Source organism: Pseudomonas oryzihabitans (assembly GCF_014522265.1).
In the GTDB taxonomy this organism is placed as follows: domain Bacteria; phylum Pseudomonadota; class Gammaproteobacteria; order Pseudomonadales; family Pseudomonadaceae; genus Chryseomonas; species Chryseomonas aestiva.
In genome coordinates this window covers 2801893-2815849 of sequence record NZ_CP017024.1, presented here as the reverse complement: position 1 = coordinate 2815849, position 13957 = coordinate 2801893, and the positions used below count along the sequence as shown (strand labels likewise).

Annotated in this window: 14 protein-coding genes; 2 read left to right on the top strand and 12 right to left on the bottom strand. The window is 66.3% G+C overall.

Going from position 1 to position 13957, the window contains the following annotated elements; genetic code table 11:
* The first annotated feature begins 12 nt into the window (after positions 1 to 12).
* Together BGI51_RS13045 and pgm are read left to right on the top strand one after the other, a co-directional pair.
* Positions 13 to 762, top strand: a complete 750-nt coding sequence (locus BGI51_RS13045) for a sulfite exporter TauE/SafE family protein (protein WP_187978595.1) — start codon at positions 13 to 15, stop codon at positions 760 to 762.
* Between the two features lie 158 nt (positions 763 to 920).
* Positions 921 to 2585, top strand: coding sequence for a phosphoglucomutase (alpha-D-glucose-1,6-bisphosphate-dependent) (pgm, locus tag BGI51_RS13040; protein WP_187978594.1), 1665 nt, complete (start codon positions 921 to 923; stop codon positions 2583 to 2585).
* A gap of 128 nt (positions 2586 to 2713) precedes the next feature.
* Here the strand turns inward: pgm and lipA are convergent, their stop codons facing one another.
* The 12 genes from lipA to BGI51_RS12980 form a co-directional block, all read right to left on the bottom strand.
* Positions 2714 to 3715, bottom strand: a complete 1002-nt coding sequence (gene lipA / locus BGI51_RS13035; RefSeq protein WP_187978593.1) for a lipoyl synthase — start codon at positions 3713 to 3715, stop codon at positions 2714 to 2716.
* Position 3716: 1 nt separating this feature from the next.
* Complete coding sequence (gene lipB, locus BGI51_RS13030; RefSeq protein WP_183631280.1) at positions 3717 to 4373, bottom strand: lipoyl(octanoyl) transferase LipB; 657 nt, start codon at positions 4371 to 4373, stop codon at positions 3717 to 3719.
* Positions 4373 to 4648, bottom strand: a complete 276-nt coding sequence (locus tag BGI51_RS13025; protein ID WP_133863157.1) for a DUF493 domain-containing protein — start codon at positions 4646 to 4648, stop codon at positions 4373 to 4375. The genes lipB and BGI51_RS13025 overlap by 1 nt, the downstream gene beginning before the upstream one ends.
* A gap of 73 nt (positions 4649 to 4721) precedes the next feature.
* Positions 4722 to 5882 carry a D-alanyl-D-alanine carboxypeptidase family protein gene (locus BGI51_RS13020; RefSeq protein WP_133863156.1) on the bottom strand — a complete coding sequence of 387 codons (1161 nt, stop codon included), beginning with the start codon at positions 5880 to 5882 and terminating at the stop codon, positions 4722 to 4724.
* A gap of 126 nt (positions 5883 to 6008) precedes the next feature.
* Entirely contained in the window at positions 6009 to 6998 is a 990-nt protein-coding gene (locus BGI51_RS13015; protein ID WP_133863161.1) for a septal ring lytic transglycosylase RlpA family protein, read from the bottom strand.
* On the bottom strand, positions 6998 to 8002 hold the full coding sequence (gene mltB / locus BGI51_RS13010) for a lytic murein transglycosylase B (protein ID WP_371099744.1): 1005 nt from the start codon (positions 8000 to 8002) through the stop codon (positions 6998 to 7000). The genes BGI51_RS13015 and mltB overlap by 1 nt, the downstream gene beginning before the upstream one ends.
* 39 nt (positions 8003 to 8041) lie before the next feature.
* Positions 8042 to 9145, bottom strand: coding sequence for a rod shape-determining protein RodA (rodA, locus tag BGI51_RS13005; protein ID WP_133863160.1), 1104 nt, complete (start codon positions 9143 to 9145; stop codon positions 8042 to 8044).
* Between the two features lie 44 nt (positions 9146 to 9189).
* Positions 9190 to 11097, bottom strand: coding sequence for a penicillin-binding protein 2 (gene mrdA / locus BGI51_RS13000; RefSeq protein WP_187978592.1), 1908 nt, complete (start codon positions 11095 to 11097; stop codon positions 9190 to 9192).
* A 12-nt stretch (positions 11098 to 11109) separates the two neighbouring features.
* Positions 11110 to 11577 (bottom strand): 23S rRNA (pseudouridine(1915)-N(3))-methyltransferase RlmH, encoded by a 468-nt coding sequence (rlmH, locus tag BGI51_RS12995; protein ID WP_007159668.1) that lies wholly within the window; start codon positions 11575 to 11577, stop codon positions 11110 to 11112.
* 5 nt (positions 11578 to 11582) lie between these two features.
* Positions 11583 to 11933 (bottom strand): ribosome silencing factor, encoded by a 351-nt coding sequence (rsfS, locus tag BGI51_RS12990; protein ID WP_007159669.1) that lies wholly within the window; start codon positions 11931 to 11933, stop codon positions 11583 to 11585.
* A gap of 10 nt (positions 11934 to 11943) precedes the next feature.
* Positions 11944 to 12606 (bottom strand): nicotinate-nucleotide adenylyltransferase, encoded by a 663-nt coding sequence (gene nadD / locus BGI51_RS12985; RefSeq protein WP_187978591.1) that lies wholly within the window; start codon positions 12604 to 12606, stop codon positions 11944 to 11946.
* On the bottom strand, positions 12606 to 13865 hold the full coding sequence (locus BGI51_RS12980) for a glutamate-5-semialdehyde dehydrogenase (protein WP_187978590.1): 1260 nt from the start codon (positions 13863 to 13865) through the stop codon (positions 12606 to 12608). Before BGI51_RS12980 ends, nadD begins: the two co-directional genes overlap by 1 nt.
* Positions 13866 to 13957 lie beyond the last annotated feature (92 nt).

Here is a 13957-nt window from a genome sequence, read left to right as displayed (position 1 = left end):
GAGGAGACGACCATGACCATGCTGTTCTGTACCCTGATCTTCGTGCTGGCGGGACTGACCAAGGGTGTGCTCGGCCTGGGCCTGCCCACCGTCGCCATGAGTCTGCTGGCGCTGCTGATGACCCCGGCCGAAGCCGCTGCCCTGCTGTTGATCCCGTCCCTGCTCACCAATATATGGCAATTCTGCGCCGGCCCCGCGCCCTGGCAGAGCGTCAAACGCCTGTTGCCGCTGCAACTGGCCCTGGTGCCGGGCACCCTGCTCAGCATCCCGCTGCTGACCGGGAGCGATGGCGCCGGACTCGCCGCCGCGCTCGGTGCGGTGCTGGTCGCCTACGGCCTGATCGGCTGGACGGGCTGGCGCCTGCCCGCGCCCGGTCGTCATGAAGGGAAGGTCGCTCCGCTGGCGGGTTTCGTCACGGGTCTGATCACCGGCATGACCGGCGTCTTCGTGCTGCCGGCGGTGCCCTATCTGCAGAGTCTGGCGCTGGACAAGGAACAGCTGATCGAGGCCCTGGGGCTGAGCTTTACCGTCGCCACCCTGGCCCTGCTGGTGGGCCTCTGGTGGCAGAACGGACTGGCGGTCGAGCGCCTGGGTACTTCCAGCCTGTTGCTGCTCCCGGCCCTCCTGGGCATGGGACTGGGCCAGCGCGTGCGTCAGCGTCTCGATGAGCGCCTGTTCCGCCGGCTGTTCTTTGCTGGATTGCTGCTATTGGGAGCCTACGCCGTCCTGCATTATCTGCTGCGCCTGGGCTATCTTGGCTGAATCCGTCACAGTGCTGTCAGGTACAGCCGGTGTAGGCTGCACCTTCGACGGGCAGCAGGGTCTATGGGCGTAATTGAAGGGTCGCCGTGCCACGGCGCCCCTTCGACCCGGCCTTGTGCCTGACCGCTGCCTCTTTCCGACGTATACAGGACGCTTTCATGACGCTCGCTCCCAACGCAGGACGCCTCCCCGACGAGAATACCCTGACCCACCTGCCGCGCCTGGTGGCACGCTACTACAGCGATCGCCCCGATCCCAGCGATCCGGGTCAGCAGGTCGCCTTTGGCACCTCCGGGCACCGCGGTTCCTCGCTCAAGGGCAGCTTCAACGAATGGCACATCCTCGCCATCACCCAGGCCATCTGCGAATACCGTAAGGCCCAGGGCGTCGACGGCCCGCTGTTCATGGGCATGGACACCCATGCGCTGTCCGAGCCGGCCTTCATCTCCGCCCTGGAAGTGCTCGCCGCCAACGGCGTGGAAGTGCGCATCGACGCCGGCTGCGCCGAGACCAACGGCGAGCCGGGCTATACGCCCACCCCGGCGCTGTCCAACGCCATCCTCGAATACAACGCCGGCCGCAGCTCGGGCCTGGCCGATGGCATCGTCATCACCCCGTCGCACAATCCGCCGGCCGATGGCGGCTTCAAGTACAACCCCACCAATGGCGGCCCGGCCGACACCAACGTCACCAAGAGTATTCAGGACCGCGCCAATGCCCTGCTGGTGGCCGGTCTCGACGGCGTCAGGCGGATGGATTACCGCCAGGCGCTCAAGGCGTCCACCACCCATAAGTTCGACTTCCTCGACAGCTATGTCGGCGGCCTGGGCCAGGTCATCGACCTGGATGCCATCCGCGGCTCCGGCCTGACCTTTGGCGTCGATCCCCTCGGCGGCGCCGGGGTGCACTACTGGCCGCGCATCGCCGAGCGCTATGGCCTGCCGCTGGAGGTGCTGTCCACCCGCATCGACCAGACCTTCCGCTTCATGCGCCTGGATTGGGACGGCAAGATCCGCATGGACTGCAGCTCGCCCCACGCCATGGCCGGCCTGATCGAGAACAAGGACAGATTCGACGTCTCCTTCGCCTGCGACACCGACCATGACCGCCACGGCATCGTCGCCCGCTCGGTGGGCCTGCTCAATCCCAACCACTACCTGGCGGTGGCCATCGAATACCTCTTCACCCACCGTCCGCAGTGGAGCCCGCAGGCCGGCATCGGCAAGACCCTGGTGTCCTCCTCGATGATCGACCGCGTCGCCCAGGGCATCGGCCGCCAGGTGGTGGAAGTGCCGGTAGGCTTCAAGTGGTTCGTCGACGGCCTGCTGGACGGCAGCCTGGGCTTCGGTGGCGAGGAGTCCGCCGGCGCGTCCTTCCTGCGCAAGGCCGGCGGCGCCTGGTCCACCGACAAGGACGGCCTCATCCTCGGCCTGTTGGCCGCGGAGATCACCGCCGTGACCGGCAAGGACCCGGGCGAGCGCTACCAGGCCCTTACCGAGCGCTTCGGCGCACCGGTCTACCAACGCATCGACGCCGCCGCCGACCGCGAGCAGAAGGCCCGTCTCGGCAAGCTGTCCGCCGCCCAGGTCACCGCCAAGGAGCTGGCCGGCCAGCCGATCACCGCCATCCTTACCGAAGCCCCCGGCAATGGCGCCGCCATCGGTGGCCTCAAGGTGGTCACCGAGAACGGCTGGTTCGCTGCCCGTCCCTCGGGCACCGAGGACGTCTACAAGATCTACGCGGAAAGCTTCGAGGGCGAAGCCCACCTGGGCCGCATCCAGGAAGAAGCCAAGGCGCTGGTGGATGGCGTGCTGCGCGGCTGACGGCGCGCGCCCTCACCCCAACCCTCTCCCCAGGGAGAGGGCGCTGAGAACGGATTGGCGGGGGTGAAGGTGTCTATCCACAAAAAAGGGCAGCCAGTGGCTGCCCTTTTTCCATTGCGACGCAAGGATCAGCTGATCTTCTTGGCGCCGTGCGCCTGCTGGTCGGCATGGTACGAGGAACGCACCAGCGGACCCGAGGCCACGTTCTTGAAGCCCATCCTGGCGCCTTCCTCGGCAAACCAGGCGAAAGTATCCGGATGGACGAAACGCTGCACCGGCAGGTGGTTGCGCGAAGGCTGCAGGTACTGGCCGAGGGTCAGCATGTCGATCTCGTGCTCGCGCATGCGCTGCATGACCTCGATGACTTCCTCGTCGGTCTCGCCCAGGCCCAGCATCAGGCCGGACTTGGTCGGCACGTGGGGCACGCGCTTCTTGAAGTTCTGCAGCAGGTCCAGCGACCACTCGAAGTCCGAACCCGGGCGCGCCGCCTTGTACAGGCGCGGCACGGTCTCCAGGTTGTGGTTGAAGACATCCGGCGGCTCCTGCTCGGTGATGGCCAGGGCGACGTCCATGCGACCGCGATAGTCCGGCACCAGGGTCTCCAGCTGGATGCCGGGGGTCAGTTTGCGGATCTCGCGCAGGCAGTCGACGAAGTGCTGGGCACCGCCGTCGCGCAGGTCGTCGCGGTCCACCGAGGTGATGACCACGTACTTCAGACCCAGGTCGGCGATGGCCACCGCCAGGTTCTTCGGCTCGTCCACGTCCAGCGGCTTCGGTCGGCCGTGGCCGACGTCGCAGAAGGGGCAGCGACGGGTGCAGATGTCACCCATGATCATGAAGGTGGCGGTGCCACCGGAGAAGCACTCGCCCAGGTTCGGGCAGGAGGCCTCTTCGCAGACACTGTGCAGCTTGTGCTTGCGCAGCAGCTGCTTGATGCGCTCGACCTCGGGGGTGACCGGGATGCGCACGCGGATCCAGTCCGGCTTGCGCGGCAGCTCCTCGGTGGGAATGATCTTTACCGGGATGCGTGCGACCTTTTCGGCGCCGCGCAGCTTGACGCCGGCTTCCACCTTGCTGGGGCGGGCGGGCGGGGTAAGGGTCTGGACGCTGTCTTGTACTGTAGTGGTCATGTCAATCCGATTCCAGGGTGATCGGTTCGGGGTAGCCCAGGCGCAGACTCAGGTGACGGACCAGAGACTCGCGGACCTCGTCGAAAGCTAGTGGCCCGGTCACCAGATCGCGGAGCTGGGTCATGGCCAGGCCGGCATAACCGCAGGGGTTGATCCGGCGGAAGGGTGCCAGATCCATGTCAACGTTGAGCGCCAGGCCGTGGAAGGACCGGCCATTGCGGATGCGCAGGCCCAGGGAGGCGATCTTGGCGCCATCCACATAGACACCCGGCGCATCGGCCCGGGCCGCGGCCTGCACGCCCCAGTCGGCGAGCAGCGCGATCAGGCTGTCTTCCATGGCACTGACCAATTCTCGCACGCCCAGGCCCTTGCGGCGAACATCCAGCAGCACATAGGCGATGAGCTGACCGGGACCATGGTACGTGACCTGGCCGCCGCGATCGACCTGCACCACCGGAATGTCACCCACGGCGAGCAGGTGCTCGGGCTTGCCGGCCTGCCCCTGGGTGAACACCGCGGGGTGCTGCAGCAGCCAGAGTTCGTCGGGGGTCGCGGGGCCGCGCTCGTCGGTGAAGCGGCGCATGGCCTCCAGGGTCGCCTCGTAGGGCCGCAGGCCCCAGCGGCGCACGCCCAGGCTGGCCGGGGCGGGAGTGCTCATCAGATCACCATGTGCACGCGGCCGGTGGCGCGCAGATCCTGGTGGATGGCCTGCAGCTGATCCACGCCGGTGGCGGTGATGAGCACCTGTACGGAGAGGAAACGGCCGTTACGACTGTCGCGGGTCACCAGGGTGTCGCGCTCCAGATCCGGTGCATGGCGCTGGACGATGTCGAGCACCAGCTCGGCGAAGTCGGCACCGGCATCGCCGATCACCTTGATGGGATAGCGCGGGCAGGGAAATTCGATCTTTGGGGGTTGAACGTCTTCGGTCATGCGGACTTCCAGGCCGATCGCTGTCGGCAGGGGGTGAAAGGCCCGCGGATGCGGGCCTTTGCAGGGTGACGGATCAGTTGAACAAGCCGTAGAAGAACAGGCGAATGCTATCCCACAGGCGACGGAAGAGGCCACCCTCCTCGACCGGCTGCAGGGCAACCAGGTCGGCGGTGTGCACCACCTTGTCATCCAGCTTCACCTCGACCTTGCCGATCACCTGGCCCTGGGCGATGGGTGCGATCAGCTGCGGATTGAGCACCATCTCGGCGTGCAGCTTCTTGGCCTGGCCGCGCGGCAGGGTCATGGTCAGGTCGTTGGCCAGACCGGCCTGGACTTCGCGGGTGTCCCCCTTCCATACCGGCGCCTTGGCCAGCTCGGTGCCCTTCTTGTAGAAGGACTGGGTTTCGAAGAAGCGGAAACCGTAGGTCAGCAGCTTCTGGGTCTCGGCGGCGCGGGCCTGTTCGCTGTTGGTGCCGAACACCACGGCGACCAGGCGCATGCCATCGCGCACGGCCGAGGCCACCAGGCAGTAGCCGGCTTCGTCGGTGTGGCCGGTCTTCAGGCCGTCGACGGTCTTGTCGCGCCACAGCAGCAGGTTGCGGTTGGGCTGCTTGATGTTGTTCCAGAAGAATTCCTTCTGGGAATAGATGGCGTAGTGCTGGGCATCGGCATTGATGATGGCGCGCGCCAGGATGGCCATGTCATGGGCCGAGGAATAGTGATTCGGATCCGGCAGGCCGGTGGCGTCCATGAAGTGGGTGTTCTGCATGCCCAGCTTCTGCGCGGTGGTGTTCATCATGTCGGCGAAGGCGTCTTCGCTGCCGGCGATGTGCTCGGCCAGGGCGACGCTGGCGTCGTTGCCGGACTGGATGATGATGCCGTGCAGCAGGTCACCGACCGACACCTGGGTGCCGACCTTGATGAACATCCGCGAACCGCCGGTACGCCAGGCGTGCTCGCTGACGGTGACCATGTCCGATTCCTTGATGCGCCCCCGGTTGATTTCCAGGGTGGCGATGTAGGCGGTCATCAGCTTGGTCAGGCTGGCCGGCGGCAGGCGCTGGTCGGAGTTGGATTCGGTGAGCACGGCGCCGCTGTTGGCATCCATGAGAATCCAGGCCTTGGCGGCCAGCTGGGGCGCTGCCGGAACCATTGTCTCGGCCGCCCAGACGGCCGGGACACAGGCGATCGTTACTAGGAGGAGCAGGCGTCGAGCGAGTTTTGCGATTGTCATCCGAATCTCTGAAAGGTTGGGGTATGGCAGGAGCAGCGGACCCAGACCGCTCGGTCCACGTCGATCCGCGCGAGGCGGATCACGACGGCTGGGGCCGGCGACTGGGCGTCATGAAGCATCCCTGCTTCAATCCGGTTGCACGAGAGACGCCTGACCCAGGCGGGCCACGCGTACGCTGTTCTGGAGCTGGGAGACCTCAGCCGGCTGGACCGGTCCGAGGCGGACCCGATGCAAGGTCTGCTGGTTGCGCACCGTCGAACTGATGAACACCGGGGCACCGGTCAGGTCGCTGAGCTTGTCCTTGAGCAATTCCGCAGCGTCCGGATTGGCGAAGGCCGCCACCTGCAGATAGAGCCCAGCGGCTGGGGCAGAAACGTTTTTTTTTGCGTCGACGGCCGCGGGCGTCACCGGCTCGGCATGCTGGTTGACCGGTGGCGTGTAAGTCTCGATGGCGCCGAAGGTCTGGGTCTCGGTGGTCTTCTGGGCCACCGGTGCCTGGCGCGGCTGGGCCAGCACCATGGGCACCGCCTGGCCACGCTGGGCCCAGTACTGCTGCGGATCTATGCCTTCGACGCTGACCCGGGCGGTGCCGATCTCGGCGTAGCCGAGCTTCTTGGCGGCGGCGAAGGACAGGTCGATGACCCGGTCGGAATAGAAGGGACCGCGGTCGTTGACGCGCAGGATGACGCTGCGGCCGTTGTCCAGGTTGGTGACCCGCACATAGCTGGGCAGCGGCAGGGTCTTGTGCGCCGCGGTCATGCCGTAGAGGTCGTAGGTCTCGCCGTTGGCGGTGGCCTGACCGTGGAACTTGGTGCCGTACCAGGAGGCGGTGCCGGTCACCCGGTAGTTGCGCGAATCGGTCAGCGGGAAATAGGTCTTGCCCAGCACGGTGTAGGGATTGTTCTTCAGCGGCCCGTTGTAGGGCATGGGCACGGCGTCGGGGATCCGGCTGACGTCCACGTCCCACCAGGGCGCGCCGTCACGGTGCGGACGCAGGTAGCCGCCCGGCCCGGCCACGCCCTTGCTGGTCGGCTTGGGCGCCTGGCTGGAGCAGCTCACCAGCAGCAGGCCGACGCCCAGGCAACCGGCCAGGCGCGCCAGGGCAGTCAGGCGCATCACGGCTTGGCACCCTCCGCGGCATGGCGCTCGGCGATGGCGTTCGCCAGATCGGTCACCGCCATGGCGTACATGACGCTGCGGTTGTATCGGGTAATGGCGTAGAAATTGGGCAGGCCCATCCAGTACTCCGGTCCCTTGTCTCCGTCGAGGCGGAACGAGGTTACACGCAAATCGTCACGCAGGGCAGGGTCTTGGGCGTTCCAGCCCAGGGCGCGCAGCTCGGCGACGCTCTTGACCGGCTCGATCCCGGCCACCACGCCCTCCTCCACCCGCTCGCCACTGACCTGGGCGCGGATGGCGGTCGGTCCGCGACCGGACCAGCCGTGGCGCTTGAAGTAGTTGGCCACGCTGCCGATGGCGTCGGTGGGATCGGACCAGATGTTGATGTGGCCGTCGCCGTCGAAGTCCACCGCATAGGCACGGAAGCTGCCCGGCATGAATTGCGGCAGGCCCATGGCGCCGGCATAGGAACCGGTGAGGCTGAGCGGATCGACCTGCTGTTCGCGGGCCAATAGCAGGAATTCGCGCAGTTGGCTGCGGAAGAAGGGCGCGCGGGGCGGATAGTCGAAGGCCAGGGTCGAGAGCGCGTCCAGCACCCGGTAGTTGCCGGTGTTGCGACCGTAGAAGGTTTCCACGCCGATGATGGCGACGATGAACTGGGCCGGCACGTCGTATTCGCGCTCGGCGCGGGCCAGGGCTTCTTCGTGGGCCTTCCAGAAGTCGACACCCTGGGCGATGCGCCGATCGGTGATGAAGATGGGCCGGTATTCGCTCCAGGGCTTGACCCGCTCGGCCGGTCGCGAGATGGCGTCGAGGATGGCCTGCTTGCGCTCGACCTCGCCGAACAGCGCCTGCAGCTGTTCCGGGGCGAAGCCATAGCTCTGACTCATCTCGGCGATGAAGTCGCGCGTCAGCGGTGCCGCGTCGTAGTCACCCGCGACGACGCCGGTCGTCACGCCCATCGCCCCCGCGAGCCCGAGGCTCAGCAGGCAGCGACGCATCCATCCCATTGTCGGCATCTAACCCTTCTTTGTTGCGTGTTAAACCTGGGCGATCCACTTGCGGTGCGTGTGGATCGACATCAAAACTCCGAACCCGGTGAACAAGGTGACCACCGAGGTGCCGCCATAGCTGATGAATGGCAGCGGTACGCCCACCACGGGCAAGAGCCCGCTGACCATGCCGATGTTGACGAAGACATAGACGAAGAAGGTCATGGTCACGCCGCCGGCGAGCAACTTGCCGAACAACGTCTGGGCCTGCACCGTGATGGTCAGGCCGCGACCGATCAGCAGCAGATACAGCACCAGCAGCAGGCAGACGCCGACCATGCCGAACTCTTCGCCGAGGACGGCAATGATAAAGTCCGTGTGACTTTCCGGCAAAAAATCCAGATGAGACTGGGTACCCAGCAGCCAGCCCTTGCCGAACACCCCGCCCGAGCCGATGGCGGCCTTGGACTGGATGATGTTCCAGCCGGCGCCCAGCGGATCCATCTCCGGATCGAGGAAGGTCAGGATCCGGCGCTTCTGGTAATCGTGCAGGACAAAGAACCACATGGCCACTGCCATGGGCACCGCGGCGCTCACCGCGCCGATCAGCCAGCGCCACTGCAGGCCGCCGACGAACAGCACGAAGCCGCCCGAGGCCAGTACCAGCATGGCGGTGCCGAGATCGGGCTGGTCGAGGATCAGCACGAAGGGCACCACCACCAGCGACAGGCTGATCAGGCTGTGCTTGAAGTTGGGCGGCAGGCTGCGCTTGGACAGGTACCAGGCCATCATCATGGGCATCAGCAGCTTCATGAATTCCGACGGCTGGAAGCGGATGACCCCGGGAATGTTGATCCAGCGGGTGGCACCCATGGCGTTGTGGCCCATGACGTCCACCACCACCAGCAGGGCCACGCCGATCACGTAGCCGAGGGGCACCCAGCGTGCCATGAAACGCGGTTCGAGCTGGGCGACGACGGCCATGGCCACCAGCCCGAGGCCGAAGGAGCTGGCCTGCTTGAACAGCAGGTCGAGATTGCGCCCGCCCGCGGAATAGAGGACGAACAGACCAGTCGCCCCCAGCATCAGCAGCAGGATCAGCAGCGGCCCGTCGATGTGCAGGCGCTGCAGCAGGGTGGCGCGCCGCTTCATCACGTCCCCTTCGGGGATGGTGCGATCGAAGTTGGGAGCAAGACTCATGGCTGCACCTTGGTCGCGGCGGCGGTGGCCGCGGCGGTAGTGGGCTTGGCGTACTCGGCCTTGAGATGGCCCTGGTCATCAAGCAGCCAGGCATCCAGTACCTGGCGCACCACCGGGGCGGCCACGCCGCTGCCCGACTCGCCGTTCTCGACCATCACCGCCACGGCGATCTGCGGATTGTCGGCCGGGGCGAAGGCGACGAACAGGGCGTGGTCGCGGTGCCGCTCCTTGAGCGCCGCCGAGTTGTACTTCTCGTTCTGGCGAATGGCGACCACCTGGGCGGTACCGCTCTTGCCGGCGATGCGGTACTGGGCGCCGACATTGATCTTGTGGGCGGTGCCGCGCGGATTCTGCACCACCATTTCCATGCCGTGGACGGCCCTGTCCCAGTAGGTCGGGTCCCTGAGCTCGATGTCGGGCATGGGATTGCTGTCCACCGGCGGCTGGCCATCGAGGGTCCTGGCGAGGTGCGGACGGATCCACTTGCCATGGTTGGCGATCAGGGTGGTGACCTGGGCCAGCTGCAGTGGCGTGGTCTGCATGTAGCCCTGGCCGATCCCGAGGATCAGCGTCTCGCCGGGGAACCAGGCCTGGCGGCGGGTGGCACGCTTCCACTGGCGCGAGGGCATCAGGCCCGGTGCCTCCTCGAACATGTCCAGGGAGACCTTCTGGCCGAGACCGAACTTGCCCATGTACTCGGAGAGGCGATCGATGCCGATCTTGTGGGCGAGATCGTAGAAGTAGGTGTCGTTGGATCTCATCAGCGCCATGTCCAGATCCACGTAGCCGTCGCCGCCGTGGTTCCAGTTGCGGTACTTGTGATCGTAGTTGGGCAACTCGTAGTAGCCCGGATCGAAGACCCGCGCCTGGGGCGTGGTGGCGCCGCTGTCGAGACCGGCGATGGCCACCGCCGGCTTGATGGTCGAACCGGGTGGATAGAGGCCGCGCAGCACCCGGTTGTAGAGCGGGCGATCGATGGAGTCGCGCAGCTCGGAATATTCCTTGAAGCTGATCCCGGTGACGAAGGGATTGGGGTCGTAGCTCGGCTGGCTGACCATGGCCAGCACCTCGCCGGTCTTGGGCTGGATGGCGACGATGGCGCCACGGCGCCCACCCAGGGCGGCTTCGGCGGCGGCCTGCAGGCGCGAATCGATGGTCAGGACGATGTCCTTGCCCGGCTTGGGGTCGGTGCGATTGAGTACCCGCAGCACCCGGCCGCGGGCATTGGTCTCCACCTCTTCGTAGCCCACCTCGCCGTGCAGCTCGGGCTCGTAGAAGCGCTCCACGCCGGTCTTGCCGATGTGGTGGGTGCCGCTGTAGTTGACCGGATCCAGGCGCTTGAGCTCCTGTTCGTTGATCCGCCCGACATAACCCACCGAATGGGCGAAGTGCTCGCCCATGGGATAATGACGCACCAGTTGCGCCGTCACCTCGACCCCGGGCAGGCGGAACTGGTTGACGGCGATCTTGGCGATCTGCTCCTCGGTCAGCTCGAACAGCACCGGCACCGGCTCAAAGGGACGCCGGCCCTGCTTCATGCGCTTCTCGAACAGCTCGCGATCTTCCTCGGTCAGGCCGAGCACCTGCACCAGGGTATCGAGGGTCTGCCGCCAGTTGTCGGCCCGCTCGCGGGTGATGGTCAGGCTGAAGCTGGGGCGGTTGTCGGCGACGATGATGCCGTTGCGGTCGTAGATCAGGCCACGGGTGGGCGGGATCGGCTGGACATGGACCCGGTTGTTTTCCGACAGGGTCGAGTGGTAGTCGTGCTGGATGACCTGCAGGTAGTACATGCGCGCCACCAGTACGCAGGCGAGCACGAGAAAGAGCACCGCCCCGACCGTCACGCGGGCGCGGACGAGCTGAGCGTCTTTCTCGTGGTCCTTGAGGCGTATGGGTTGCGACATCGCAGGTACGGACTACTTGTGATACGGATGGCCGGCCAGTACGGTCCAGGCGCGATAGAGCTGCTCACCGACGAGGATGCGCACCAGCGGATGCGGCAGGGTCAGCGGCGAGAGCGACCAGCGCTGTTCACTGCGCGCCTGCACCTCGGGCGCGAGACCCTCGGGACCGCCGACCATGAGGTTGACGGTGCGGGCTTCCAGGCGCCACTGCTGGAGTGTTTCAGCCAGTTGCTCGGTGCTCCAGGGCTTGCCGGTGACCTCCAGGGTCACCACGCGTTCGCCCGGTTGCACCTTGGCCAGCATGGCCTCACCCTCCTGGCGGATCAGCCGGGCGACGTCGGCGTTCTTGCCACGGGTCTGCAGCGGGATCTCGACGAGTTCCAGCGGCAGTTCCGGTGGCAGACGCTTGACGTACTCGTGCCAACCCTCTTCGACCCAGCGCGGCATGCGCGAGCCGACGGCGATGAGACGCAGGCGCACCGGCGTTATTCGCCGTGGGCGGCGCGGCTCTGCTCGGCACCGCGCCAGAGGCGCTCGAGGTCATAGAACTCGCGGGTGGTCGGCAGCATCACGTGGACGACCACGTCACCCAGGTCGAGCAACGCCCATTCACCGCCTTCCAGGCCTTCGCTGCCCAGCGGGCGTACGCCCTGCTGCTTGACCTTTTCCAGCACGTTGTCGGCCAGCGACTTGACGTGGCGGCTGGAGGTGCCGCTGGCGATGACCATGATATCGGTCACGCTGGTCTTCTCACGGACGTCCAGGGAGATGATGTCCTGGGCCTTCATGTCTTCCAGGGCGGCGATGGCCACCTGGACGAGTTGTTCGCTTTGCATGGTGTAACTCTTACCTCGGTTCGGAGGACGCCGGATAGAGGCCGTGCGTCCGGATGTAATCAAGCACGGCATCGGGCACCAGGAAGCGGATGGACTTCCCGGTGGCCAGGAGGCCGCGGATCTGGGTGGCGGACACCGCGAGCGGGTTCTGCCAGATAAAGGTGATCTGCCCGCCCGGTCCCTTCAGGGCCTGGGGATCGGGCTGACTGCGCGCCGCCAGGAAATCGCGCAATTCCTGGCAGGGCTCGCTGTCGGCGTCGGGTCGTTGCAGGACCAGGATGTGGCACAGCTCCAGCAATTCGCGCCAGCGGTGCCAGCCCGGCAGGCCGCAGAAGGCGTCCCAACCCAGCATGAGCAACAGCTGCACCTCATCGCCGAGTTCGGCGCGCAGGCTTTCCAGGGTCTCTATGGTATAGGAGTGGCGCGTCCGGCGCAGTTCCCGGTCATCGACCACCAGGGTCGCGACGTCGGCCACCGCCAGTCGCACCATCGCCAGGCGATCCTCGGCGGAGACGCTGGGCGCCTCGCGATGGGGCGGCCGGGCGCTGGGGATCAGCCGCAGTTCGTCCAGCGTCAGCGCCTCGGCCACCTCCAGCGCCGCGCGCAGATGACCGATGTGCACCGGATCGAAGGTACCGCCGAACAGGCCGATGCGGGTGGGCAGGCTGCTCATCAGCTACGGACGTGACCGTCGCCGAAGACCACGTATTTCTCGCTGGTCAGGCCTTCCAGGCCCACCGGGCCGCGGGCGTGCAGCTTGTCGGTGGAGATGCCGATCTCGGCGCCCAGGCCGTATTCGAAGCCGTCGGCGAAACAGGTCGGCGCATTGATCATGACCGAACTGGAATCGACTTCGGCCAGGAAGCGCCGCGAACGGCCGAGACTTTCCGTCACGATCGCATCGGTGTGATGGGAGCCGTAGTGGTTGATGTGCTCGATCGCCCGGTCCAGACCATCGACGATGCGGATGGACAGGATGGGCGCCAGATATTCGGTGGACCAGTCGGCCTCGGTGGCGGGCAGGGCCTGGATCAGGTCCCGCGTAGGCTCGCAGCCCCGCAACTCCACGCCCCTCTCTTCGAAGCGGCGCGCCATGGCCGGCAGGAAGGCCTCGGCCACCTTGGCATCGACCAGCAGCGTTTCCATGGCACCGCAGATGCCATAGCGGTAGCACTTGGCGTTGAAGGCAATGGACTCGGCCTTGGCAAGGTCAGCAGCCTCGTCGACATAGACGTGGCAGATTCCGTCGAGGTGCTTGATCACCGGGACGCGGGCATCGTTGCTGATGCGCTCGATCAGATTCTTGCCACCCCGCGGCACGATGACGTCGACGAACTCGGGCATGGTGATCAGGGCGCCGACGGCAGCCCGGTCGGTGGTCTCAACTACCTGGACTGCAGCGGCGGGCAAGCCGACCTCGGCCAGCCCTTTCTGAATGCAGGCGGCGATGGCGCGATTCGAGCGAATGGCTTCGGAACCACCGCGTAGGATGGTTGCGTTGCCCGATTTCAGGCAGAGACTGGCCGCGTCGATCGTCACGTTGGGCCGGGATTCATAGATGATGCCGATGACCCCCAGCGGCACGCGCATCTTGCCAATCTGGATCCCGGACGGCCGAGCGCTCAGGTCACGAACGGCGCCTACCGGATCCGGCAGGGCGGCAACCTGCTTGAGGCCGTTGATCATCGCGTCGATCCGCGCCGGCGTCAGCGTCAGGCGATCAAGCAGTGCCGACTCGAGTCCAGCAGCCGTAGCGGCCGCGACATCCTCGGCATTGGCGGCGACCAGCGCTTCGCGATCGGCACCCAAGGCATCTGCAATGGCGTTCAGCGCCAGGTTCTTCTGGCCGGTGGACGTACGAGCGAGGACCCGCGACGCAGTACGGGCAGCCTGGCCAAGACGGGTCATGTAGGCGGAGACGGACTCGGTCATGGTCGGCGGCCTGCGGAAGACGGTGGGAAAGCCGCAGAGTATAGCGTCGCCGGGCCCTGCGCGGCCAGCGCCGGGGGGCCTGGCGGTGGCAT

Bases quoted from the DNA above. Each gene is read 5' to 3' on its own strand.
- BGI51_RS12980 (WP_187978590.1), bottom strand. From the start codon at position 13,865: ATGACCGAGTCCGTCTCCGCCTACATGACCCGTCTTGGCCAGGCTGCC.
- BGI51_RS13020 (WP_133863156.1), bottom strand. From the start codon at position 5,882: ATGACAATCGCAAAACTCGCTCGACGCCTGCTCCTCCTAGTAACGATC.
- lipA (WP_187978593.1), bottom strand. From the start codon at position 3,715: ATGACCACTACAGTACAAGACAGCGTCCAGACCCTTACCCCGCCCGCC.
- nadD (WP_187978591.1), bottom strand. From the start codon at position 12,606: ATGAGCAGCCTGCCCACCCGCATCGGCCTGTTCGGCGGTACCTTCGAT.
- BGI51_RS13045 (WP_187978595.1), top strand. From the start codon at position 13: ATGACCATGCTGTTCTGTACCCTGATCTTCGTGCTGGCGGGACTGACC.
- mrdA (WP_187978592.1), bottom strand. From the start codon at position 11,097: ATGTCGCAACCCATACGCCTCAAGGACCACGAGAAAGACGCTCAGCTC.
- mltB (WP_371099744.1), bottom strand. From the start codon at position 8,002: ATGCGTCGCTGCCTGCTGAGCCTCGGGCTCGCGGGGGCGATGGGCGTG.
- BGI51_RS13015 (WP_133863161.1), bottom strand. From the start codon at position 6,998: ATGCGCCTGACTGCCCTGGCGCGCCTGGCCGGTTGCCTGGGCGTCGGC.
- lipB (WP_183631280.1), bottom strand. From the start codon at position 4,373: ATGAGCACTCCCGCCCCGGCCAGCCTGGGCGTGCGCCGCTGGGGCCTG.
- BGI51_RS13025 (WP_133863157.1), bottom strand. From the start codon at position 4,648: ATGACCGAAGACGTTCAACCCCCAAAGATCGAATTTCCCTGCCCGCGC.
- rodA (WP_133863160.1), bottom strand. From the start codon at position 9,145: ATGAAGCGGCGCGCCACCCTGCTGCAGCGCCTGCACATCGACGGGCCG.
- rsfS (WP_007159669.1), bottom strand. From the start codon at position 11,933: ATGCAAAGCGAACAACTCGTCCAGGTGGCCATCGCCGCCCTGGAAGAC.
- pgm (WP_187978594.1), top strand. From the start codon at position 921: ATGACGCTCGCTCCCAACGCAGGACGCCTCCCCGACGAGAATACCCTG.